Genomic DNA, 24932 nt, shown 5'->3' with positions numbered 1-24932 from the left:
TTGAAAATATTATCTTTATCGGGCAATTTTAGCAAAATTAGTGCTAGCCCAAGATTAACTACCCAGCAAAATAACCTATTAAATATATGCTTCTTGAACCTTTAGATTTAGTCGTTTTTGTCGGCTATTGTTTACTCATCGTAGGGATGGGTATTTTTGTATCACGTGAAAAGAAAGGTCACGTCAAAAATTCCTCAGATTATTTCTTGGCTTCCAAAGCACTCCCTTGGTGGGCAGTGGGAGCTTCCTTAATTGCTTCAAATATTTCTGCCGAACAGTTTATCGGCATGTCAGGATCTGGTTTTGCACTGGGTTTGGCGATCTCCACCTATGAATGGATGGCGGCTGTTACCCTTTTGGTGGTAGCGATCTTTTTCCTTCCTGTTTATATCAAAAAGGGCATCTATACCATGCCGGGCTTCTTGCTGGACAGGTACGATACCAGAGTGCGAACCACCATGGCCATTTTTTGGCTTTTGCTTTATGTTTTTGTCAATCTGACTTCCGTACTTTATTTGGGAGCATTGAGCTTGAATACCATCATGAATGTCCCTATGACCTATGGTATAGTAGGCTTGGCGCTCTTTGCTATGATCTATTCCATTTATGGGGGACTGAAAGCTGTAGCCTGGACGGATGTGATCCAGGTGGTCTTCCTGATCGCCGGTGGATTGGCCACTACTTACATTGCGCTGCAAATGGTGGGTGGAGGTGATGCCTGGGAAGGGTTGAACTTGCTTCGCCAAAAAGTTCCAGGACATTTCTCTATGATTCTGAGTAAGGGAGAAATGATGATTCCTGATGGTGCGGGAGGAGAGCGTGATGCTTACCTTGACCTGCCGGGGATTTCTGTGCTGGTGGGCGGTATGTGGATTACCAACCTGAGTTATTGGGGATTCAACCAATACATCACCCAGCGTGCTTTGGCGGCAAAGAGCCTAGATGAAGCGCAAAAAGGGATGATTTTCGCAGGTTTTTTGAAATTGTTGATGCCGCTTATCGTGGTGATTCCTGGGATCGCAGCCTGGGTGATAGTGAAGGATGGAATTGATGTGGGCTTCATTGAGTCTATGAAAGACCCGGTGACTGGCTTAGTAAAATCCGATAGGGCATATCCTACCTTGCTGCAGTTATTACCGGTAGGTCTGAAAGGACTTGCATTTGCTGCACTTACTGCTGCCATCGTATCTTCTTTGGCCTCCATGGCCAACAGTACCTCTACCATCTTCACGATGGATATTTATAATAAATACATAGGAAAAGCAGAGTCTGAGGCCAAGCAGGTAAGAGTAGGTAGAATCACTGCAGCGGTGGCATTTGTAGTAGCCGCTATAGTAGCTCCGGCTTTGGGACAGCTTGATCAGGCATTCCAGTTTATTCAGGAATATACTGGATTTATCTCTCCGGGTGTATTTGCGATTTTCTTCTTTGGAGTATTCTGGAAAAAAACCACATCCAACGCTGCGCTGACTGCTGCTGCTTCCAGTATTCCTCTTTCTATAGTGCTGAAGGTGGTTTTTCCGGCATTGCCATTTATAGACCGAATGGGAGTGGTATTCCTAGTGCTGGCGGCTTTAATGATTATCATCAGCTTAGTAGAAGGCAAAGGAAAAGATCATCCAAACAGCATAGAAATCAGCTCAGACCTATTTAAAACAAGTACGGCATTCAAAATTGGCGCATTGCTGATTTTGGGAATCACTGCTGCACTTTATATCGTATTCTGGTAAAACCTATTTTCTATCATGAGAACCCTATTGTTAGGGATTGACATTGGAAGCTCCTCTGTCAAGACCTCCCTTTTAGATGCCGATACCGGCAAATCCATTATGTCCAAATCTTTTCCTGAAGAGGAAATGATTATAGAATCCCCGCAGTCTGGATGGGCAGAGCAAGACCCTGAAAACTGGTGGAAGTATGTAAAACAAGCCACTAAGTATGTGCTTCAACAAGCTCAGGTAAAATCCGGAGAAGTAAAAGGAATAGGTATAGCCTATCAGATGCATGGCTTGGTGCTGGTGGACAAAGACCAAAATGTACTCAGACCATCCATTATCTGGTGTGATAGCCGGGCTGTTCCTATTGGAGAAAAGGCATTCCGGGAACTGGGAGAAGAGTACTGCCTGAAAAATTTACTAAACTCTCCGGGCAACTTCACTGCATCCAAACTTCGCTGGGTGATCGAAAATGAACCTGAACTGGCTGCCAAAATCCATAAGATGATGCTTCCCGGAGATTTTATTGCCATGAAGCTTTCAGGAGAAATATTGACTTCTGAAACTGGACTTTCTGAGGGTATATTCTGGGATTTTCAGGCAAATGGTCTTAGCGATCAGGTTTTGGATAATTACAAAATTTCAAAATCCTGGATTCCTGAAGTAGTGCCTTCCTATTCCATTCAGGGCAAAGTCTCTGAGTCAGCTTCCCAAGAAACAGGTCTGGATGCAGGTGTCCCTATCTCATACCGTGCCGGTGATCAGCCGAATAATGCCTTTTCCCTTCAGGTCTTAAAGCCAGGAGAATTGGCTACTACGGCGGGGACTTCTGGTACAGTATATGGAGTTGCGGACAAGCCACTTTATGATCCTTTGTCCAGAGTCAATACCTTTGTGCATGTAAACCACTCGGAGCAGAATCCTTCTTATGGGGTTTTACTTTGTGTAAACGGGACAGGAATTCTGAACAGTTGGTTGAAGAAATTGCTGGGAGCGGGGCACATCGATTACGATGAAATGAACACCTTGGGTAGTGCCGCGCCTATTGGATCTGATGGACTGAGCTTTATTCCATTTGGAAATGGAGTGGAGCGCATCATGAAAAACAAAGCTGTGGGTGCCCACTTGCTTGGCCTGGATCTGTTGAAGCATGACAAGAGGCACATGATCAGAGCAGCACAGGAAGGGATTGTATCTGCTTTGACCTATGGATTCCGCATCATGCAGGAGATGGGCTTGGACCTGAAAACCGTAAAAGCAGGCAAGGCCAATATGTTCTTAAGTCCGGTTTTTCGTAAGACCTTTGTGCATATGAATAAGGTAGTGCTGGAGCTGTATGATACAGATGGAGCGCAGGGCGCAGCTAGAGGAGCTGGAATAGGAGCGGGTGTTTTTGCCAATGAATCCGAAGCATTTGCAGGCTTGGAGTTATTGGAAACTATAGAACCTAATGAAAACTTCTACGAGCAATATGAAGAAGTATATAATCTCTGGAAAGAGCGATTAGAAGCAATCCAGAAAATCGAACTATAAATTAAATCAAACCTAATAAACCGATTAAATTCAAGTAACATGTCAAAGACTTATTTCTCATCTATTGGAAAGATCCCTTTCGAAGGAAAAGAAAGTGATAACCCTATGGCTTTTAGGTATTACGACGAAAACAAAGTGATCGCCGGTAAAACCCTGAAAGAGCATTTCAAATTTGCAATTGCTTACTGGCATTCCTTCTGTGGAACCGGTAATGACCCATTCGGACCTGGAACTATAGTACACCCTTGGGATGCTGCTGCTGATCCTGTTCAGAGAGCAAAGGACAAGATGGATGCAGCTTTTGAATTCATCACCAAAATCGGAGCTCCTTATTATTGTTTCCACGATGTGGATTTAATCGATGAAGGACCTACCGTAGCGGAATATGAGAAAAGAATGCAAATCATCACCGAATACGCTAAGCAGAAGCAAGCGGAAACCGGAGTGAAGTTGCTTTGGGGTACTGCCAATGTATTCTCTAATCCGAGATACATGAACGGTGCATCTACTAACCCGGACTTCAATGTACTGGCTTATGCAGGTACACAAGTGAAGAATGCAATTGATGCTACCATTGCTTTAGGTGGTGAGAATTACGTGTTCTGGGGTGGACGTGAAGGCTACATGTCCTTGTTAAATACAGACATGAAGCGTGAAACTGAGCATCTCGCGCAATTCCTGACAGTGGCGCGTGATTATGCCAGAAAGAACGGGTTCAAGGGTAATTTCCTGATTGAGCCTAAGCCTATGGAGCCTACCAAGCACCAGTATGATTACGATGCTGCTACTGTGGTTGGATTCCTTAGACAGCATGGCCTGGACAAGGATTTCAAATTGAATATTGAAGTAAACCACGCTACTTTGGCCGGACATACTTTCCAGCATGAACTGCAGGTTTGTGCAGATGCGGGAATGCTGGGTAGCATTGATGCGAATAGAGGGGATTACCAAAACGGTTGGGATACCGATCAGTTTGCTTTGAACTTACAGGAATTGACAGAAGCTATGCTAGTGCTATTGACTTCTGACGGAATCCAAGGCGGAGGAGTGAATTTCGATGCTAAAATCCGTAGAAACTCCACAGATATGGATGATCTTTTCCATGCTCATATCGGAAGTATGGATGCATTTGCCAGAGGCATGCTGATTGCCAATGATATCTTGGAAAAATCTGATTACCTGGAAAGAAGAAAGAACCGTTATGCCAGCTTTGATTCAGGCAAGGGCAAGGATTTCGAATCCGGTAACATGACTTTGGAAGAGCTAAGAAACTATGCTGCTGAAGCAGGCGAGCCTGCAATGACTTCAGGTAAGCAAGAATACTTCGAGAATCTTTTAAACAGATTCATCTAAGAAGTAGTTATCTAATTGATTGAAAAGTCCGGTTGAATGTTTTCGATCGGACTTTTTTTGTGGAAGTGATAGGATGATTTAAAGTAATTTTAAAATAAAAGTAAGCTTCAGGAGAATAGAGGTGAATTTTTTCCAAAAGAGCAAAGATGTTTACTTTAATTCTGATAATTTGGGCGATATAGAAAAGGGAGTATGAGAGCAAGGTTGCTAGGTATTTTGATAGGGATTTGGATGTGCTGGGCCGGTGGATTGGTCGCCCAGGATCTGTCTTCTCAATTGGTGTTCAGGAATCTTGATGAAAGTCTGGGGCTGGCCAATGCCAATGTACTGAGCATAGTGCGGGATGCAGATGGAATGATGTGGTACGGAACGGCCTATGGCTTATATCGCTACGATGGCACCAGAATGAAGGCCTTTTTTAATAACGATGACTCTACCTCCTTGTCCAACAATAGCATTTCCAGACTTTTTTTGGGACCGGAGAATATGCTCTGGGTCAAAAACATGAATGGCCTGTATGATATCTATAATCCGGTCACAGAGAAATTCAGTAGAGGTAAAGCGCTTTTTTCGAACACCTACCATTTAGCCTCTGATTCTGTAGGCATGCTGATGGAGGATAGGCAAAATAGGTTTTGGTTTACACACCCGGAGCTGGGATTGAGTATTTACAATCCCGAAACCCGCAAAACCGAATATGTAAGAAAGAATGCTTCCAAGGGCAGCATTACTTCGGATCGCATTGCCTCTGTGGCTGAAGCGCCGGATGGGTTGATTTGGGTGGTTTCCCGCACCGGATTTATAGACCTCTTGGATCCAAATAGACTGATAGTGACGAAGACACTTCGCTTACCCAGTGAGGAGATTCCGGCGCTTGCAAATTTTGAAATACTTATAGACTCCCAAGGAGACGCCTGGATCTATGATCCTGATCGGGATCTGGGGGTTTTTCGGGTGGACGGCTTTTCTCATCAGATAGAAATCAACCAGGAAAACAGGGGGAATTTCAAGCTGAATAACAATTTGGTGAAAACCGTGGTGGAAGCTAAGCCAGGTCAAATCTGGCTGGGAACAGATCATGGAGGCATCAATGTGCTGGACAAGGAATCCGGGGAGGTATCCTATCTATGGAGTGAGAAACTGGGCAATAATAATTTGGTTCATAATGTGATCTACTCCCTGTTCAAAGATGATGAAGGCATTATTTGGGTGGGGACCCATAAAAAAGGTGTAGCCTACTATCATCAAGGATTAGTGCGGTTTTCGCATGTGCAAAAGAACTTTGCCAATCCGAATTCTTTGCCCTACAATGATATCAATGCTTTTGTAGAGGATGAGGCAGGAAACCTATACATAGGAACGAACGGGGGAGGATTGATTTATTTTGACCGAAAGAAAAATACCTATCAGCAGTACAAGCATCGGCCAGATCAGGCCAACAGTCTGCCTGGTGATGTGATTGTGGATTTGATGATGGATCATGAGGGGATTCTATGGATAGGGACATACCTCACAGGCTTGGCGAGTTTTGATGGTACTAATTTCAAACGGTACAGTTACAATCAGTCAGATTCCACTGGTATTCCCGATCCCAGTATTTGGAGGCTTTTTGAGGATAGCACTGGTAAAATATGGATAGGCACCTTGAGGTCCGGTATAGCTATTTTGGATGCTGATCGAGAGACATTCTCAAACCATCCTGCCGGGGCTGCTCCTTTTTATATTAACAACCAATACATCACAGGATTTGCGGAAGATCTAGCTGGTAATGTCTGGGTATCTGGGGGTTCGGGTGTGAATGTGGTGGATTTTGATCAGAAGACTGGACTCTTTTTCTCCGAAACCAGTGAAAACGGTTTGCTGGACGGGAATATCACCGATTTATTTACCGATGATGAAGGAGTGCTTTGGCTTACTACGCTCACTGGATTGCACTACTTTGACTCCAGTGACAGTACTTTTTATCAATATGGAGAAGAGGAGGGCCTTCCAAGCGATTATTTGGTGGATATGCTGGAAGACTCCAAAGGAAACTTGTGGGTGAGTTCCCAGAGTGGGCTCAGCTATGCAGACCTGGACCGGTCGAAAAAGCCATTTGAGATTTCTTTTCAAAATTTTGACCAAAAAGACGGTTTGCAGGCTTCTTTGTTCAACAAGAATGCTGCACTTAAGACCAGTTTGGGAGAATTTGTTTTTGGCGGGCCAAATGGCTTTAACATTTTCAAATCGGAAAACTTTGCTTTCGAAAGCAATAATCCTCCGGTAGTGTTTACGGATTTCCAGCTCTTCAATGAGGAAGTCCAGGTGGGTGATGTATTTGACAAGAGGGTGCTCCTGAGCAAATCCCTGGAATACACGCAGGAGCTGGTACTGAAGCACGATGAGAATATATTTTCCGTTTGGTTTTCAGCCTTGAATTTCCTTTACCCAGAGAAAAACAAATACAGGTATAAATTACTAGGATTCAATGAAGACTGGATTTACCTGAATGATGACTTGGCAAAGGTGACCTTTACCAACCTGGATCCGGGTAACTATACCTTGGTGGTGCAGCCGGGGACGGTATTGGATGGGTGGAGTACCTATGAATATTACTTGGATATCCGGATTTTGGCTCCATTCTGGAAGACTCCCATTGCTTATTTCCTGTATTTCCTGGCAATCGTAGGAGTGATTTGGTATTTCAGAAATCAACTGATACGAAGACAACAGGAGAAGTTTGATCGGGAGCAGGCTATTCAGGAGGCAAATCGGGTTCAGGAGTTGGACAAGTTGAAGACTAAGTTTTTTACCAATCTCAGTCATGAATTCAGAACCCCGCTTTCTTTGATTTTGACACCTACCGAGCATCTGATTTCAGATTCTCCAAATTCCCCCTTGCTGGGGCAGTACCAAATCATCCAGCGGAATGCACGCAGGCTGCTGAAATTAATCAATCAGTTACTGGATGTGAAGAATGTGGAGCGGGGAGGCTTGTCCTTTCATCCCTCAGAAGGAGATGTAGTGGAGTTTGTCAAGGAATGTGTAGCGGATTTTCAGGAACTGTCTGAAAACAAGCATATTCATTTGAATTTTGAAACCAATATCAATAGCCAGCAGGCCATTTTTGATTCGGATAAACTGGAGAAAATCATTTTCAACTTGCTGTCCAATGCTTTCAAATTCACTCCAGAAGGCGGAGTGATCAATGTTTCGGTGGATCTGAATCAGGAAGATGGGGACAAAGGAAGCTTTACCTTAGCCGTAGCTGATACTGGCGTAGGGATAAAAGAGGAGGATCAGGAGAAAATTTTCGAGCGATTCTACACCACTGAGGGACATGGACAACACCTGAATCAGGGAAGCGGAATCGGGCTGTCACTGGTGAAGGATTTTGTACAGGTCATGAAAGGAGAATTGTACGTAGAAAGCAGGCCTGGTGAGGGCGCAGTATTTACCGTGACTATCCCCTTAAGTTTGATTTTGCCGGAAAACTGGGATGAAATAGCAGTTGAGGAAGAACAGATGAATGATCAAAAAGAGGTGCTTTTGATCGCAGAGGATCATGCGGAATTTAGAAATTACCTGAAAGATTGCCTTTCCGATACCTATCATATTCTCACTGCTGCAGATGGTAAGCAGGCTTGGGAACTGGCTCAACAGCACATCCCAGATCTGATAGTCACGGATCTCATGATGCCGCAAATGGATGGAAATGAACTTTGCCAGCAAGTCAAAAAAGAGATCACTACTTCCCATATTCCGGTGATATTGCTTACCGCAAAAAAATCTGAGGAGAACATGCTGCAAGGCCTGGACAGCGGGGCAAATCTGTATTTGACCAAGCCGTTCAACCTGGATGTGCTGCAACTGAGCATTAAAAACCTGCTACGTGAGCGAAATGTCACCCAAGAGCAAAACCGAAACAAGATCCAAATCAATGCATCCGAGGTGAAAATAGATTCCCTGGATGACCAACTGATTCAAAACGCCGTCAGCATAGTAGAAAACCACCTGGAAGATTCCCAACTATCTGTGGAGTTTTTGAGCAAGGAGCTGGGAATGAGTAGGGTACAACTTTACAAAAAACTACAGTCCTTGACCGGCAAAAGCCCTATAGAATTCATTCGCCTGATCAGAATGAAACGAGCTGCTCAGCTGCTGAGTAAGAGTCAATTGAATATTTCGGAGATTGCCTACATGGTAGGGTATAATAATGCTAAATATTTTGCGAAGCATTTTAAAGCTGAATTTGGAACCCTGCCTTCGGAATATGCTGCCCAGCAACAGGAGATTTCCTCTTAATTCGCCCAGAATTAACGATTGCTCCCCTCATTGGAAACAATCCATACCCCTAGCATTCTGCTCCTTCCTGTAATATTGGGTTCAATTAATTAACCCAAAATGAAGAAATTACTTTTAGTACTCTGCGTGGCGATTTGCTCATGCTCTGAAGCGGCAGGTCCGGATCCTACTCCAGCTCCTCAACCTGAACCTGAATTAGCACTTAAAAATGAATTTCACGGGCAGCTGAAGGTCAGTTCCGGACAGCTGACCGACCTTGATGGCGAGGCGGTGATGCTTCGCGGAGTGAGCTTTGGCTGGCATAACTGGTGGCCTAGGTTTTACACTTCCTCCACTGTGAACTGGTTGAAATCTGATTGGAATGTCAATCTGGTAAGAGCGGCCATGGGAGTAGATCCAGATGGTGCTTATCTGGATAATCCTGACTTTGCTAAGCAAAAGGTGAAAGCTGTGGTAGACGCTGCAATTGAAGCGGATATTTATGTTATCATCGATTGGCATAGTCATGACCTGTATCAAGAGGAGGCCAAAGAATTCTTTGCAGAAATGGCACAGACTTATGGTGATCATCCCCATGTTATTTATGAGTTGTTCAATGAACCGGATGATGAATCCTGGGCCGAGGTCAAAGCCTACTCCGAAGAGATTATAGCTGAGATCAGAAAGTACGATCCGGATAATTTGATTTTAGTAGGCAGTCCTACTTGGAGCCAGGATATACACTTGGTGGCTGAGGATCCCATTTTGAATCAGGAGAATTTGATGTATGTGTTGCATTTCTATGCAGGTACGCATAAGGATTATTTGCGGGAGCGGGCAGAGGCTGCTCACCAGAGTGGGCTACCACTCTTTGTATCTGAATGTGCCGGTATGGAAGCCAGCGGTGACGGTCCTATAGATGAGGCCTCTTGGGCGTCTTGGCTGAGCTGGATGGAAAGTCGAAAAATTTCCTGGGCAGCTTGGTCTATTGCGGATAAGGACGAGACCTGTTCCATGCTTTTACCTACTGCTTCTTCTACTGGGGAATGGGCAGATTCAGACTTGAAACCTTGGGCCAAAATCGTCAAATCAGCACTGAAGTGATCCTTCAAAAGGGCAAAAGAGTGGCAGGTGAAAAAAATATTTTACTAATATTTCCCTCATTTCACCTAAAAAGTGCTCAAAAGTGAGAGGTTAATAGTCTGTTTATCAGTTGTTTTAGCCTAAGGGAACATTTGATACCCTTATTGAAAACATTTGAATACCCTCAGAGTCGATTGCTAATTCTACATTTAAATGGATCAAAGCAATAAACCCAGAATCTGATCTTATCCTTTTGGCCTAGAGCTATGCAAGACTCTAGCACTTTACTTCCTAAAAGGATTTCTCACCAGAGATGGGTTGTTAGCGATGATTTTTTATAACGACAAACCCATAAATAATGAAACAACCAACGAAGGATTTGCATCCGCAAAACACAGAGGAAAAACCTTTTCCTACTCGCACCTATTCCTATTACCAATTTTCAAACAATTAAAACCCACATGATGAAAAAACTATTACTGCTTTGGCTCATGCTTTCGGCAGGTGTAGTCCACGCACAGGTTACCGTTACAGGTCAAGTGACCGGTTCGGGTGATGGACTCTCACTTCCCGGTGTGACGGTGCTGGTCAAAGGCACTACCACAGGCGTGGCAACACAAGAGGACGGTACTTATTCGATTACCGTTCCATCCACCAATTCCGTATTGGTGTATAGTTTTATCGGCTTTAAATCCCAGGAGGTAGTAGTCGGTAATCAGTCCCAGATCGATATAGTCCTGGAAGAGGATATTGCTTCCATGGATGAATTTGTAGTGGTCGGGTATGGTACGATGAAGAAACGTGACATGTCCAGTGCGCAGGTTTCCGTGACTTCTGAAGAAATAGAGCGTACTGTAAATACCACCGTAGAGCAAGCCCTGCAAGGTCGTGCTGCTGGTGTGTATGTGACCCAAAATACCGGAGCTCCGGGTGGAGGGATTTCAGTGAACATCCGAGGTGTAAACTCCATTAGTGGTACGAACCAACCACTATATGTAATTGACGGAGTTCAGCTACAGCCATCGGCAGTTTCTTATGGAAATACCTCTTCTACTAATCCACTGGCTGGTCTCAATCCAAGTGATATAGAATCGATGGAAGTATTGCAGGGACCTTCTGCGACGGCTATCTATGGCTCCAGAGGTACCAATGGTGTGATTATGATCACTACCAAGCGAGGTAAAGAAGGGGAGACTAAAATCAGCTACAATTACCTGCATACCCTGCAGGATAAGCCTGAGAGTCTAGACGTGATGAACCTGCAGCAATATGCTGAGATGACCAATGATATCCGTGAAATTACCGGCGGGGATCCACCGGCTGCTTTCTTAGACCCCTCTATTTTGGGTGAAGGTACAGACTGGCAGGAGGCACTTTTCAAAACTGCTCCTTTGAACAAGCATAACATCACCTTGACAGGTGGTAATGAAAAAACAAAGTTCTTCATCTCTGGAGAATATTTCAGCCAGGAAGGTGTCGCTATAGGCTCCTCATTTGACAGATACTCAGTAAGAACAAATATTGACAACCAAACTAGAAAATGGTTGAAAATCGGGCTGAACCTACAATTGTTCCATACCGACGAGCAACTGGCTACAGGTAGCTCCGATGTGATCAATAATGCCATCCAAATGGCACCTAATGTTCCGGTCACCAATCCTGACGGTTCATGGGGTGGTGCTGATCCAGTGAACGGTTCCAGCTTGCAATTTACTCCAGCTAACCCAATCGCCTTGGCTAATTTGCTGGATAGGACCTACAAGAGAAGAGGTGCGCAGGGTGGATTCAACATTGAAGTGGATCTATTAAAAGGCTTGAAGTTCAGAACCATGGTCAATACCAATATCAATTACAATAATGGTAAATTCTTCACGCCAACTTACACCCTAGGTGTGGTGACCAATGATACAAACACCCTGAACCAGGAGACCAGTAACAGTTTCTATTGGAACTGGAACCAAATGTTGACTTACAATGCAGTTTGGAACAAGCATGCTTTGGACCTCATGGCTTCCCACGAGGCTCAGGAGTCACAATATGAATTTATGAATGCAGGTCGTGTGAACTTCCCATCCAATGACTTACCACAGTTAGGCTTGGGGTCTGCACAGGGAGCTACTAACTCCGGTGGAGCTAATCACTGGGCGATGGAGTCGTTCTTCGCAAGAGCTAATTATACTTTTGACGAGAAATACATCTTATTGGCAGCTTTCAGAGCAGATGGTTCTGCAAACTTTGGTCCTGAAAACAGATGGGGCTACTTCCCATCCGTATCGGCAGCATGGAGAGTTTCTGAAGAAAATTTCCTAAGCAATGCGACTTGGATGGATGAATTCAAACTGAGATTTGAAACTGGTCTTACCGGTAACCAAGGTGATGCAGGAGCGATTTTTGCACCGCTTAGTTCACCTAGTGTTCCTACCCAGTGGGGTGGAGGATTCCTGGTTTCCAGATTTGGTAATCCAAACTTGAAGTGGGAAGAAACTTCTACCATTAACCTTGGCTTCAATTTGAATATGTTCAATAACAGAATTCAATTGGAAGGTGATTTCTACCTGAAAAAGACTGATAATTTATTGTTGCCAAACCCACTTCCTTGGTACATGGGTACTTCGGGAGAAGGTAGCATAGGTACTCCTACCGTTAACATCGGTGCTTTGGAAAACAAGGGTTACGGGATTACCATCAATACCATCAATATAGACAATAGAGCTTCAGGATTCTCCTGGACTTCGAATTACAACTTCTCAGGGTTTAAAACAGAGGTAACCAAGTTCTTCTCTGAGGCTGCATTTATTGACCGTACGGCTTGGTGGTTAAATGATTTCACGGCAAGAGCAGTACCTGGACAGGCTCCTTGGTTGTTCTATGGCTATCAGTATGATGGACTTTTCCAGTCCATCGAAGAAGTAGAGTCAAGCGCTAGACCAGTGGATAATTCAGGGAACCCGATTGCTGTAGGCGAAGATGGAATCTATGTGGGTGACATCAAGTACAAGGATCTGAATGAAGATGGCGTGATCGATGAGCGTGATCAGACATTCATTGGTAATCCTTGGCCGAAATTCACCTTCGGCATGACCCAGCAGTTTGCCTATAAAGGTTTTGCTTTGGATATCTTATTTACTGGAGCACTTGGAGTAGATATCTATAACTACAATAGATTCCAGAACATCAATCCAAACAATGTCAATCTGGGCAGAAACATGCTTTTGGAAACCTATGATTATGCGCGTATTGAAATGGACGAATCAGGAAATCCATTCATCGCCAATGCAGGTACAGATATTCCTAGAATCACAGCAACTGACCTGAATGGTAACGGTACCAGAATCTCTGACAAGTTTGTAGAAGATGGTTCTTATGTAAGATTGAAAAACATCAACCTTTCGTATGTATTCCCAAGTGAAATTCTGGGCAAGCAGAATGTAGTCAGAGGATTGAAACTGGCTTTCGGTGTTCAGAATGCTTTTACTTTCACCAAATACAAAGGATATGATCCTGAAGTGGGTGCTTCTGTAGGAAACAACGTGTCAGCAGGAAACCAGCTGATCGGTGTGGATTACGGTAGATATCCGCAGACGAGAATGTATACGTTCAGTTTAGGTGTTGACTTCTAATCCAAAAATCATAAATACATGAAAACAAACACAAAATTCCATAAACTAATCCTTGGGGCGACTTTGCTTCTTGGAGGAATGGCGGGCTGTTCGGAGGATTTCTTGGATAGACCGCCATTAGACGCGATAGTAGATGCCAATTTCTATCAGAATGACGATCAGATTTTGGCAGCATCTGCGCCGCTATATAACATAGTCTGGTTTGCTTACAATGACAAAGCAAGTCACGGTATTGGTGATGCCCGGGGCGGAGTATTGACCTCTGGCTCTTACCAGCTAGAAAACGTACGATTCAATACCACAGGTGAAACAGGTGAAAACGGTGCTTCTTGGAGAGCTTTCTACAATGTAGTGGCTCAATCCAATTCATTGATCAATAATATCAATGCTTTTGCAGGAGAAGAGGTGACCGAAAGGATCAAGAACTACGGTATCTCTGAAGGACGTTTCATGAGAGGTTTGGCTTATTCCTATTTGGTTCAAAACTGGGGTCCGGTTCCCATTATTACCAATAACACAGCTTTGCTTCAGGATACTACGATTGCCAGAAATACCGAGGAGTCAGTTTGGCAATTTATCATCAAGGATTTCCGTTTCGCAGCTGAGAACTTGACTGAATCTCCGGCATTGAACGGCAGACTGACTAAATGGTCTGCGGAAGGTATGCTTGCTAAAATGTACTTGGTACGTGCAGGTGTAGGTGGTACCAGAAACCAGACTTATTTGGATTCTGCAGCCTATTATGCCAAAAGAGTAATCGATAACTCCGGCGCATCCTTGATGGAGAACTATGAAGATCTGTTCAAGACTCAGAATAACAATAACCAGGAGACTCTCGCTGCTTTGCAGTGGGTGTACAATGCCGGTCAGGCTGGTCAGTGGGGAGCTCAAAACTCCGTGCAGGCATTCTTGGCTTATGGATCTGAGATCACCGGGTTCGGTGACGGATGGGGTGGAGATATCGGAGCTTCCAAGTGGATGCTGGATCTCTATGACGATCTGGTTTTTGATGAGCGTAGAAAAGGAACATTCATGTTCCCAGGTGACCATTATCCGTACATCACGCAAGTACCTGCCGGCGGTTCAGCTCAGGAGCTTCGGGTACCGGCTCAGAATACAGATGGTACCAGAGACTTTAATGGAAGAGCCTGGGTGAAAAAGTATGTGGTAGGTAGACCTGAAGACAATGACGGAAAGGTCGTGCAGCAGGGAACAGAAATCAACACTTACATCCTGCGCTTGGCAGATGTTTATTTGACTTATGCCGAGGCAGTGTTGAATACTAATCCTGCCGAAGCTTTGAAGTATGTAAATATGGTGCGCGAAAGAGCCGGTGTAAGTCCGCTCAGCTCGGTGACATGGGAGGATATATTCGAAGAGAGAATTAAGGAGTTTGCCATGGAAGGTCAGGCTTGGTATGAATTTACCAAACTGCACTACTATGATCCGCAGAGAGCTTATGATATTCTCTCCAATCAGGATAGAGGTACTTTCAGAATCTATGCAGACCAGATTCCTGATCCTACTTTGTGGGAAATAGAAATCCCTGAAGATGACACTTCTCCACGGTTCTTTGATGTAAACGAATCAAACTTCTTGATTCCAATACCATCGGCGGAACTTTCCAGAGCTCCAAATCTGAGAAAACCACCTGTACCCTATGATTTTTCTTCTGAAAATTGATAGCTGAGGTTTATTCAAACGAAAACAACATGAAAATCATAACTAATATTAGAAACTCTTCTCACTCCCTGCTAGTAGCCAATGCTTTACTCCTAGTGCTTGTGCTAGGCTCGTGCAAGGAAGAGGATGAAATCAACGTAGGCCCGCCTACCATTGAGCGGGTGAGAAATACAGATCCTACTTCAGCTGATAGTGCATTTACTTCGGCTACTCTAGGAAGTACCCTGGCGATTATGGGTAACAATCTTTTGGGAACACAACAGGTGTACCTGAATGATTATCCCCTGGGAGTGAATACTGCTTATGTGACCAATAATACAGTGATCGTAACGGTGGGTGATTCTGTGCCTACAGTAGCTACCAACCCGGATGTGCCGAATACGCTTAGATTGGTGAACAAAGCCGGGGAAGCCATCATGGATTTCCAGACTTTGCCGCCGGCACCGCAGATTACTCAGGTGAAAAACCAGTACGTAAAACCGGGTGATGAACTGACACTCTTTGGTAGATATTTCTACTTCGTAGATACCGTTTATTTTCCAGGTGAAGACGTTTACGTGACTTCCGGATTCCAGACCAACTCTGCAGGATCCAGTTTAACGGTGACTGTACCTGAAGGACTGGATTTCTCTGAAAGCCAAGCTATAAGTGTGGTCACCAGATCAGGTGGATCAGCTACCAATAGAAATACGCAAATCTATGCTGACAAAGGCATGGTGGCTGATTTTGATACCAACGGCGCACTGGTTTGGCCTTGGGAATGGGGATGGGGCATGTCAGGTGATATGATCCGACCATCTCAGCCGGGTATAGAAGGTATAGATGGAAACTTCGGTGGCATGAATCAGCCTTTCCCGGCAAACTATGGCTGGAACAATGATAAGGTGATCAATTTGACAAACTGGAGTGGATTGCAGATCTTCCCAGAAGGAGAAGGGTATGAACCATCTGCCCCAGCTGCTAGCTTTGACATTAGATTTGAGGTTGCTATCAATACAACTGAGTCTATTGAGGGCTTGGAAATGCAGATTTGGTTCCCTGATGCCAATGGAAATGAACTGAGTTATAACATTCCAATGGCTGATTTTGTTAAGACTACCGATGGAAGCTGGTACACTTTGTCAGCTAACATGACCAGGCTTACCAATGGATCTACCCGACTCAATACCTATGGCGATTTCCTACAAGGAGATGGCTTTGCAAAACAACTTAGACTAGTAGTTATCAATACCACAGCCAATGACATTCAGGCAGTACTTGGTGTAGATAACATACGGGTAATCAGAGCAGTAAATTAAATAGTATAGCATAAGAGGTTTATTATTTCATTCTCCGAGGCAAAGTGTTTTGTCTCGGAGTTTTTTCTAAACCCATATGGTATTCACTGACTACGCAGAATCTGCTACAAAGAGCCCAGCAGCTAAATCTGCCTAATAATCTTTCTTTAAGATACTTACTCTTTTGAGCTTGAACTTCCCATCTATAGTATCCCAAAGCGAACATTTAAGATTCCTCCAAATCCCCCTTTTTGGAGCTATAATGCTATTTTTCGGATGTGTAGATAGGCAGGAAAAAAGTATTCCTACTCTTTTTGAACTGCAAAACACAGACTCCACCAGAGTGGATTTCACCAATCGTATTCAGGAAACTGATGTAGCGAATATTCTGACCTACCAATATTTCTACAATGGAGGCGGAGTGGCTGTGGGAGATATCAATAACGATGGACTTGAGGATCTGTATTTCACGGCAAATCAAGGTCCTAATAAACTTTTTTTGAATCAGGGCAACCTGAAATTTAGAGACATTTCCCTTGCCACCGGTACCGCCGGAAGGGAAAATTCCTGGTCTACCGGGACGGCGATCGTAGATATCAATGCCGATGGACTCAAAGATATTTATGTCTGCTATTCAGGAGATTTGCCTGAGGCGCAGCGAAGAAACCAGCTTTTTGTCAATCAAGGATTGGACAAGCAGGGAATTCCTTTTTTTAAAGAAATGGCATCTGAATATGGCTTAGACGATCCAGGATTCAGTACTGCGGTTTATTTTTCAGATTTGGACTTGGATGGTGATTTGGATATGCTCTTACTCAATCATAATCCTAGTTTGTTTAACAATCTGAATATCAATGCTTTTGAAAGCATGCTTGCTACTGCTGATTCCATGAGCAGTTCGAAGATTTTTAAAAATGAAAATGGCATTTTTAGAAATGCCACTAAAGAATCTGGACTTTCAGAAACAGGCCTTAGCTATGGGCTAGGCGCATCTATCGCAGATTTCAATGGAGATGGTTACCCGGATATTTACCTGGGAAATGATTATTCCGCCCCGGACTATTTATACATCAATCAGCGTGACGGCACTTTTGTAGACAAAATCCATGAAGCGATGGGTCATACCAGTCTGTACACCATGGGAGTGGATGCAGCGGATATTAACCGGGACGGAAAAATGGATCTGCTTTCCTTGGACATGCTTCCGGAGGATAATGCGAGGCAGAAGCTTCTGTTCACGCCTGAGAATTATGAGCATTACAATCTCTTTGTGAAAGCTGGACTCCATCACCAGCTCATGCGGAACATGCTGCAGTTGAATATGGGAGATGGGACCTTTTCAGAAATCGGGCAACTGGCCGGGGTAAGTGCCACAGATTGGAGCTGGGCGCCCTTATTTGCGGACTTTGACAATGATGGCTTTACGGATTTATTTGTGAGTAATGGATTTTTGAAGGATTTCACCAATCTGGATTTCATCAATTATAGAAATGAATACCTGCAAAATTCCAAAGTTACCGCTGAAGGAATTCAAAAGCTGATCGAGCAAATGCCTGCGACCAAAGTGGGTAATTACGCCTTCAAAAACAGCAATGGTCTTCAGTTTGAAAACCAATCGGCCAGCTGGGGATTAGATAGCCCAGGTAATTCCAATGGGGCAGTATATGCAGATTTGGATCTGGATGGGGATTTGGATTTGATTTTGAACAACCTGAACGAGCCTGCACAGATTTACAAAAATCTTACCGCAGAGCGTAAGGAAAGCACCTTTATACAAATCCGCTTAGAAGGAATCGAAGGCAATCTGGATGGCATAGGAGCCAAAGTTTATGTGTATCAAAAGGGTCAATTGAACTATCAGGAACAGCAGGTTTATAAGGGCTATCAGGGCAATGTTACCGCTTTTTTGCACTTTGGGCTTGGAGATGGAGGCGTTGATTCTGTACTCGTGCAGTGGAAAAATAGAAAAGAAAGTAAGCTTATCAATCCAGCGATCAATCAAATTCATACTATTGAAGAGGCTGGTGCGGGGAATAGGATTCCAGAAGAAAACCTCAAAGTAATGAGATTTACGCAAATTGGAAGCTTTCCTATTGCAGGTGAGCCCGCCATTCCCAATGACTTTAAACGTCAATCCCAATTGCTCTATGGGCTTTCCCAGCACAAGAGTTCTTTGCTGGAAGCAGATCTGAATGGGGATGGAGAAACTGAATTGATCATCTCTGATGGGAAAAAGATCTATTCAGTATCAAAAGGAGGAATTGATTTTAATAACTCCCGGTACGAGATCTATGAATTTGATTTCCCGAATATAACGTCCATCACTGCTTTGGATGTGGATGGGGATTCAGATTTGGATCTTATGGTGGGAAGAGGTGGGTATTTTGATTTGGATTCTTCAGATACTCACCAAAGAAACCTGCTCCTGATCAACGATGGAACGGGAGAGTTCGCGGAATCATCATTCGATTTTGGCATTCATCCCACGGAGTTTGTAAGTGCCTGGGATGCCAATGGGGATGGGGTAAAAGATGTTTTCGTAGGTTCTGGCTATGTGCCGGGAAGATGGCCAGAGTCAGCCGCCAGCCAACTTTGGATTTCTGACGGGAAAGGTTCATTTACACTTCATTCTCTGGAAGCTATACAAAGAGTCAAAGAAGTTCAAAGCTTTGACCTGGATCAGGATGGCACAGAAGAATTGATTATAGCCTCAGAGTTTGACCGGATCCGGATTTTGAATTTCCGGAACAGTGAAGTGGTAGATCGATCCGAAGAATTTCTCCCAGGTGCAAAATCCGGCCTATGGTCAGCATTGATGGTGAAGGATCTGGATGAGGATGGTAATCCTGAGCTGATCGCTGGTAATTGGGGCTTGAATTCTAGGCTTCAAACCCATAAGAATGTGCCGTTACAGGTTTATTTCGAAGACTTTGATGGAAATGGATCAGTGGATCCCCTGATGACTTTCCCAGTGATGGGAGAGGAGTATCCTTTCTTTTCCAGAGATGAACTGGCTGCGCAGCTGTACAAAAAGAAAGGGCTTTTTCCTACCCATGAAGGCTATTCCACAGCAAGGATTTCAGACATACTGACTGAAGATGAGCGGAAGCGGGCAGCAGTTCTGCAAGCGCAAAGCCTCCAAACGCAAATGTACACTTTGAAAAACGGCAAATTTGATGAGGTTCAGCTTCCTGTCTTGGTGCAGTCCTCACCTATTCAGGCTATTGCCACTTTGAAAGCTGAAACGGGGTTTGAACTGATGCTTTTGGGGAATCAGGAAAATGCGCGGTTGAAGCTAGGTAGGATAGATGCCAACCCCGGATGGGTGGTGCATAAAAATGAGTCAGGCACCTGGGAGATTTCTGATGTGCGGAGTATGGGACTGGAACTTAGAACTACTATTACAGATGCCTGGTCGCATGAGAATGTGGTATGGGTAGCACAATCCAATTCGGAAATTTTGAAGCTTGGGTTTTACATTAGATAAATACATTTAAGATACTATATTTCAAATAGTTAAGATGAAAATGAATTTGACATTATTAGGTTTTGTGCTAGTGATACTTATAGGCTGTAAGGGTCAAATGGTAGATGATAACCTAAAGGTAACTGAGACTATCCGGCTGAATCAGGTAGGCTTTTATCCAGATGAGCAAAAACTTGCTGTTTTGCTAGATAATGAACAGGCAAAAGGCTTTTATCTGTTGGATCACCATACCAAAGAGATAGTATATGAAGGACCTATTAGTAGCAAAACCTCTCCGACTTTATCGGGAATACCCAGTAGAATTGCAGATTTTTCGGACTTTAGACAGGTAGGTGAATTTGAATTAATCATCAATGGACTGGGCAAGTCCTTTCCATTTCAGATCCAGGAAGAAGTATATGCAGAATTGGGTAGGGCGAGCTTAAAGGCCTTTTATTTTCAAAGAGCAAGTACTTCCCTTCAGGAAAAGGAAGCAGGTGCGTGGGCCAGGCAAATGGGGCACCCTGATGATGAAGTAAGAATTCATGCCTCTGCTGTTTCAGAAAACAGACCTGAGGGTACCGTACTAGCCTCTCCTTATGGCTGGTATGACGCAGGCGATTATAATAAATACGTAGTCAACTCAGGAATTACCGTAGGAACTTTACTTTCCTTATATGAGGACTTTCCAGCCTATTTCCAATCCTTAAATCTGAATATTCCGGAGTCATCCAATCCGAATCCTGATTTGCTGGATGAGATTCGCTGGAATCTTGACTGGATGCTCAGCATGCAAGATCCTGACGATGGGGGAGTTTATCACAAGTTGACCACGGCAAATTTTGAAGGAATGGTAGCTCCCCATGAAGCGACCAATCCGCGGTATTTGGTCGCAAAAGGAACTGCGGCTACTCTGGATTTTGCTGCAGTGATGGCCCAGGCTGCCCGGGTTTATAAAGTTTATCATCCTGAGGAATCTGTCAGGTACCTGAAGGCTGCGGAGAAGGCCTGGACTTGGGCAAAAAAGAATCCTGAGGTACTGTACCAGCAGAATTTGATGAATCAATCCTACGATCCGGATATTACTACAGGCGCCTATGGGGACCGAAATCTGCAGGATGAGTGGGTTTGGGCAGCTGCCGAACTCTTCATCAGCACTCATAATTTGGCCTATTGGGAACAGCTTGAAAATGCCAATCAGCATTTTGTTTTACCCTCTTGGTCCCAGGTTTCTTGGATGGGGTATTATTCCATTCTTCGGCATCAGGAGGATTTGGAGTTGATCTCCCCAGAGTGGGTTTCCACACTAAAGGCCAATCTGCTGGCTGAGGCCAGAACGCACCTGGACCATGCAGAACAGTCTGCCTATCATACTCCGATGGGAGGAAATATTAAGGATTTTGTATGGGGGAGCAATGCTGTGGCTTCGAATCAAGGCATATTACTGCTTTATGCCTATCAGTACAGCGGAGAAAAGGCATTTCTCGCCGCAGCATTAGATAATCTGGATTATATCCTAGGGAGAAATGCGGTAAATTATTGCTATGTCACAGGTTTTGGTAGCCAAAGCCCGCAGCATCCCCATCATAGACTGGCGGCATCCAGACCGGATCTTCCGCCTTTGCCAGGATTTATGGTGGGAGGAGCCAATCCAGGTCAACAGGATGGCTGCGAATACCCGAGTAAAATTGCGGACGAGTCCTACAGTGATGTCACCTGTAGCTATGCCAGTAATGAAATCGCGATCAACTGGAGTGCCCCATTTGCCTATTTAGTGAATGCAGTAGAGGCCTTGGAAGGAAAATAAGCCAAAGTCAAAGTTGAAATGCTAGCTTGAGAATAAATTAGCTTCTATGTTTCAATAATTTTGAGCAAATTCCACTCAGAAACCACTTCACCCATGAGACAGCCCTGGATTATTTTTGCCCTTTTCTTATTGTTTTCCTGCAATCAATCAAAATTTGATTCTGCAGTCACTTTGCCTCGCTTATTTTCTGATGGAATGGTGGTGCAGCGAGATGAGGCTATACGGATCTGGGGCAAAGGAATTCCCGGAGAAAATGTAAGGGTGTCCTTGGCAGGCACTATCAATAGTGGTACTGTGGAGGAGGATAGTACCTGGCTATTAAAGCTTCCCAAACTACCTGCTGGTGGTCCTTATAAATTGGAAGTCAATCAGATAGCAATCAATGATGTGTACGTGGGCGATGTGTGGGTGGCTGGCGGCCAATCCAACATGGAATGGAACTTGAAATCAGCAGTAATCGGAGCCCAGGAAGAATTTGATGAAGGTGGGTTTGAGGAGATCCGGTTTTTCAAAGTGCCAAATTCCTACAGTGCTGTTCCTTTAGAAGATGTAGTTGGCGGGTCCTGGAAGGTGGCAGATTCCGTCAATATGAGGGATTTCTCGGCAGTGGCCTGGTTTTTTGCGAAGCGAAATCACCTGGAGAAAAAAGTACCGGTAGGAGTTATAGAATCCAACTGGGGTGGAACTCCGGTAGAAGGCTGGACCAATGCAGAAATTCTGGCAGAAATGGAAGGATCCTTCAATGAGCAAGCAGAGGATGTCATAGAAAATAGGGCTAGCTGGGATGAAAAACTGAAAGCCAATGAGATGAACCGTCAGAAACGTGATTCTATGGTAGCTAAGCCAGATTCATTACTGGCGAGACAGGCGAGTGCGGTTTCATTTGATGACAGCAATTGGCAGCGTATCAACTTGCCCAGTGCCAATCCACTGCAGGATATTGCATGGGTTCGCAAGGAGTTCAGGCTGAATTCTACGGAGGGAGTCAGCCTTCATTTTCCGTTTATAGACCAGATGGCTTACCTCTACCTGAATGGAGAATTGCTACACTATAAAAATTGGGGGGTAAATGTACCTGACTTGGAAATTCCCTCAGGTATGCTTTCTGAAGGTGCCAATGTGCTCAGCATTCGCGCCATCAACACCTGGAATAATCAACCTAGAATAGGAGCTCAGGGAGAGATGTATCTGACACAGAATGAACAGAAAATCAGTCTAGAGGGCGGCTGGAAGTATTCTTTCTCAGCGGTAGAGCCAGTGCTACCCAAAGTAGAATGGTTTAACTGGATGCCGGGGATGATGTATAATGCTATGATTTTGCCGATATCTCAGTACTCTATCAGAGGATTTCTCTGGTATCAGGGGGAAAGTAATGCAGGTCGGCATGAGGAGTATAGGGCGCTTTTTTCTGCGATGATCAAAAACTGGCGGGAAATCTGGGATCAGGGAGAGTTACCATTTCTTTTTGTACAGCTGGCTAATTTCATGGAAAGGCAAGAAGTTCAGGCAGCTAGCGATTGGGCATTTCTGCGCGAGGCGCAAGCTCAGACTCTGGAACTTCCCAAAACAGGCATGGCCACCATTATCGACATAGGTGAAGCCGATGATATCCACCCGCGAAATAAAAAAGATGTGGGTGAAAGGCTTTGGTTATTGGCCAGAAAAGTTTCTTATGGAGAAGATAATCTAGCTACTGGGCCGGTATTTAAAAGTCTTGAAATTTCCGGGCAATCTTTGATTTTAAGTTTTGGATCTGTAGGTAAGGGTTTGGAATTAAAAAGTGGAGATCAGGTAAAAGGATTTATTATCGGTAAGGAAGGTGGAAAGTTTGAAGTGGCTGAGGCTGCACTAGTTGGCAAAGATAAAATCAGCATTGCCCTTCCTCCAGGCATGGAATCTGGAGAAATTCGATATGCCTGGGCTGATAATCCGGAGGTTAACTTGATTAATCATTTAGGACTGCCGGCAGTTCCTTTTCGACAGATTTTTGGTAAAGAATAAACAGGTCTGGATTGCGTTTTTCAGCTTGCCGGACCTGCTTTTAGATATTTCTGAGACTTTTATTGTTCTATTTTCCCCATAGAATCCTGCACCTCCATCAATCCGTCTATCATTTCCTGGTATTCAGGTTTTGCAGGTATTCCCACCACTTTTTCCAGAAAATCTATAGTAGCAAACATGACGCCCTCCCAGTCTCCGGAGGTAATAGAGCTCGCAATCACGTGGTCGCCGGCATTGGGAAATGCTCTTTCTCTTTTGAGTGATTCTGGAGTTCCCAGTTCTTCATACATTTTCTTCATTTCCGGCACAGAAACTACCCGATCCTGAGCTTCCTCATCTTTGTAATAATAGGCCAGAAACAATGGCTGCTTGATCTTCTCGAAGGTAGCAGGGGTCATATTGCCATAGAGAATCTGAGCCAGGCTTTCATAGGCATGTAGATGGTAATGTTCCGACCAATAAGCGGCTTTTTCGCCTTCTCGCTGCTGATGGATTACACTGTTTTCCATCATGGTTTTTTCCATTAACTTTCCACTCCAAGGTGAGAATAGCGCTTCCAGTTTATTACCATAATCGCGGATAGCCGGGGAATAAACAGCCACTGCTTTGATATCTGGCTGCTGACTGGCCAAAAGTAAAGTCAGGGCACCGCCCATAGAAGTCCCGATTACGATTACCTCGTCACCCAAGCTTTTGCCGATCTGATAGGCTTCGCCTGCTGCGTCTGCCAAGGCCTGCGGAGACAGATACTCCATTCCATTTTCTCTTCGGATTCCATGCTCGGGAAGCCTGGTCACAAAGAGGTTGGCCCCAAAATGTGATGCCACAAAGCGGTGCACCGGATCGCCTTCCATGGGGCTGGCGCCAAAGCCGTGTATGTACACTATGGAGTAGGGCGTTTTGCGCTTATTGCTGCTGTCTGCCCAATGGATGTATGCTTGGTTTCCTTCCTTTAAACCTATCACAGAATCTTCACGCTGGTGGATGTATTCTTCTAATTCTGCTACCCGGGTAGGAACCTCAGGATATGATATGGTCAAAGTTTCTTTATTGAGCTTGGGCCCCAGCATGTAAGTAATGGCCAGAATCATGGCCAAAGCGAAAATACCTAGAAAAATCTTGCGTAACATA

12 protein-coding genes are annotated in these 24932 nt (G+C 44.3%); 11 read left to right on the top strand and 1 reads right to left on the bottom strand.

Annotation, left to right across the window (positions count from 1 at the left end):
* The first annotated feature begins 86 nt into the window (after window positions 1-86).
* The 11 genes from PBT90_RS10545 (at window position 87) to PBT90_RS10495 (ending at window position 23801) form a co-directional block, all read left to right on the top strand.
* On the top strand, window positions 87-1730 hold the full coding sequence (locus PBT90_RS10545; RefSeq protein WP_264810490.1) for a sodium/sugar symporter: 1644 nt from the start codon (window positions 87-89) through the stop codon (window positions 1728-1730).
* A gap of 15 nt (window positions 1731-1745) precedes the next feature.
* Complete coding sequence (locus tag PBT90_RS10540; RefSeq protein WP_264810488.1) at window positions 1746-3248, top strand: xylulokinase; 1503 nt, start codon at window positions 1746-1748, stop codon at window positions 3246-3248.
* Window positions 3249-3287: 39 nt separating this feature from the next.
* Window positions 3288-4601 (top strand): xylose isomerase, encoded by a 1314-nt coding sequence (gene xylA, locus PBT90_RS10535; RefSeq protein ID WP_264810486.1) that lies wholly within the window; start codon window positions 3288-3290, stop codon window positions 4599-4601.
* Window positions 4602-4793: 192 nt separating this feature from the next.
* Window positions 4794-8885 (top strand): hybrid sensor histidine kinase/response regulator transcription factor, encoded by a 4092-nt coding sequence (locus tag PBT90_RS10530; RefSeq protein ID WP_264810484.1) that lies wholly within the window; start codon window positions 4794-4796, stop codon window positions 8883-8885.
* A gap of 99 nt (window positions 8886-8984) precedes the next feature.
* Window positions 8985-9968: a glycoside hydrolase family 5 protein gene (locus tag PBT90_RS10525; RefSeq protein ID WP_270128865.1), complete on the top strand. Its 984-nt coding sequence runs from the start codon at window positions 8985-8987 to the stop codon at window positions 9966-9968.
* A gap of 440 nt (window positions 9969-10408) precedes the next feature.
* Window positions 10409-13567: a SusC/RagA family TonB-linked outer membrane protein gene (locus PBT90_RS10520; protein WP_264810482.1), complete on the top strand. Its 3159-nt coding sequence runs from the start codon at window positions 10409-10411 to the stop codon at window positions 13565-13567.
* Window positions 13568-13585: 18 nt separating this feature from the next.
* Window positions 13586-15250 (top strand): RagB/SusD family nutrient uptake outer membrane protein, encoded by a 1665-nt coding sequence (locus PBT90_RS10515; RefSeq protein ID WP_264810480.1) that lies wholly within the window; start codon window positions 13586-13588, stop codon window positions 15248-15250.
* Between the two features lie 29 nt (window positions 15251-15279).
* Entirely contained in the window at window positions 15280-16548 is a 1269-nt protein-coding gene (locus PBT90_RS10510; RefSeq protein ID WP_264810479.1) for a glycan-binding surface protein, read from the top strand.
* A 241-nt stretch (window positions 16549-16789) separates the two neighbouring features.
* Window positions 16790-20014 carry a VCBS repeat-containing protein gene (locus PBT90_RS10505; protein ID WP_270128852.1) on the top strand — a complete coding sequence of 1075 codons (3225 nt, stop codon included), beginning with the start codon at window positions 16790-16792 and terminating at the stop codon, window positions 20012-20014.
* A gap of 40 nt (window positions 20015-20054) precedes the next feature.
* On the top strand, window positions 20055-21800 hold the full coding sequence (locus tag PBT90_RS10500) for a glycoside hydrolase family 9 protein (protein ID WP_264810476.1): 1746 nt from the start codon (window positions 20055-20057) through the stop codon (window positions 21798-21800).
* Window positions 21801-21893: 93 nt separating this feature from the next.
* Window positions 21894-23801 (top strand): sialate O-acetylesterase, encoded by a 1908-nt coding sequence (locus PBT90_RS10495; RefSeq protein ID WP_264810475.1) that lies wholly within the window; start codon window positions 21894-21896, stop codon window positions 23799-23801.
* A 59-nt stretch (window positions 23802-23860) separates the two neighbouring features.
* Here the strand turns inward: PBT90_RS10495 and PBT90_RS10490 are convergent, their stop codons facing one another.
* Entirely contained in the window at window positions 23861-24931 is a 1071-nt protein-coding gene (locus PBT90_RS10490; protein ID WP_264810473.1) for an alpha/beta hydrolase, read from the bottom strand.
* Window position 24932: the final 1 nt, after the last annotated feature.

This window comes from Algoriphagus sp. TR-M9 (assembly GCF_027594545.1).
GTDB lineage: Bacteria > Bacteroidota > Bacteroidia > Cytophagales > Cyclobacteriaceae > Algoriphagus > Algoriphagus halophytocola.
The sequence above is the reverse complement of the archived record's forward strand: the minus strand, read 5'-3'. Positions and strand labels throughout refer to the sequence as shown.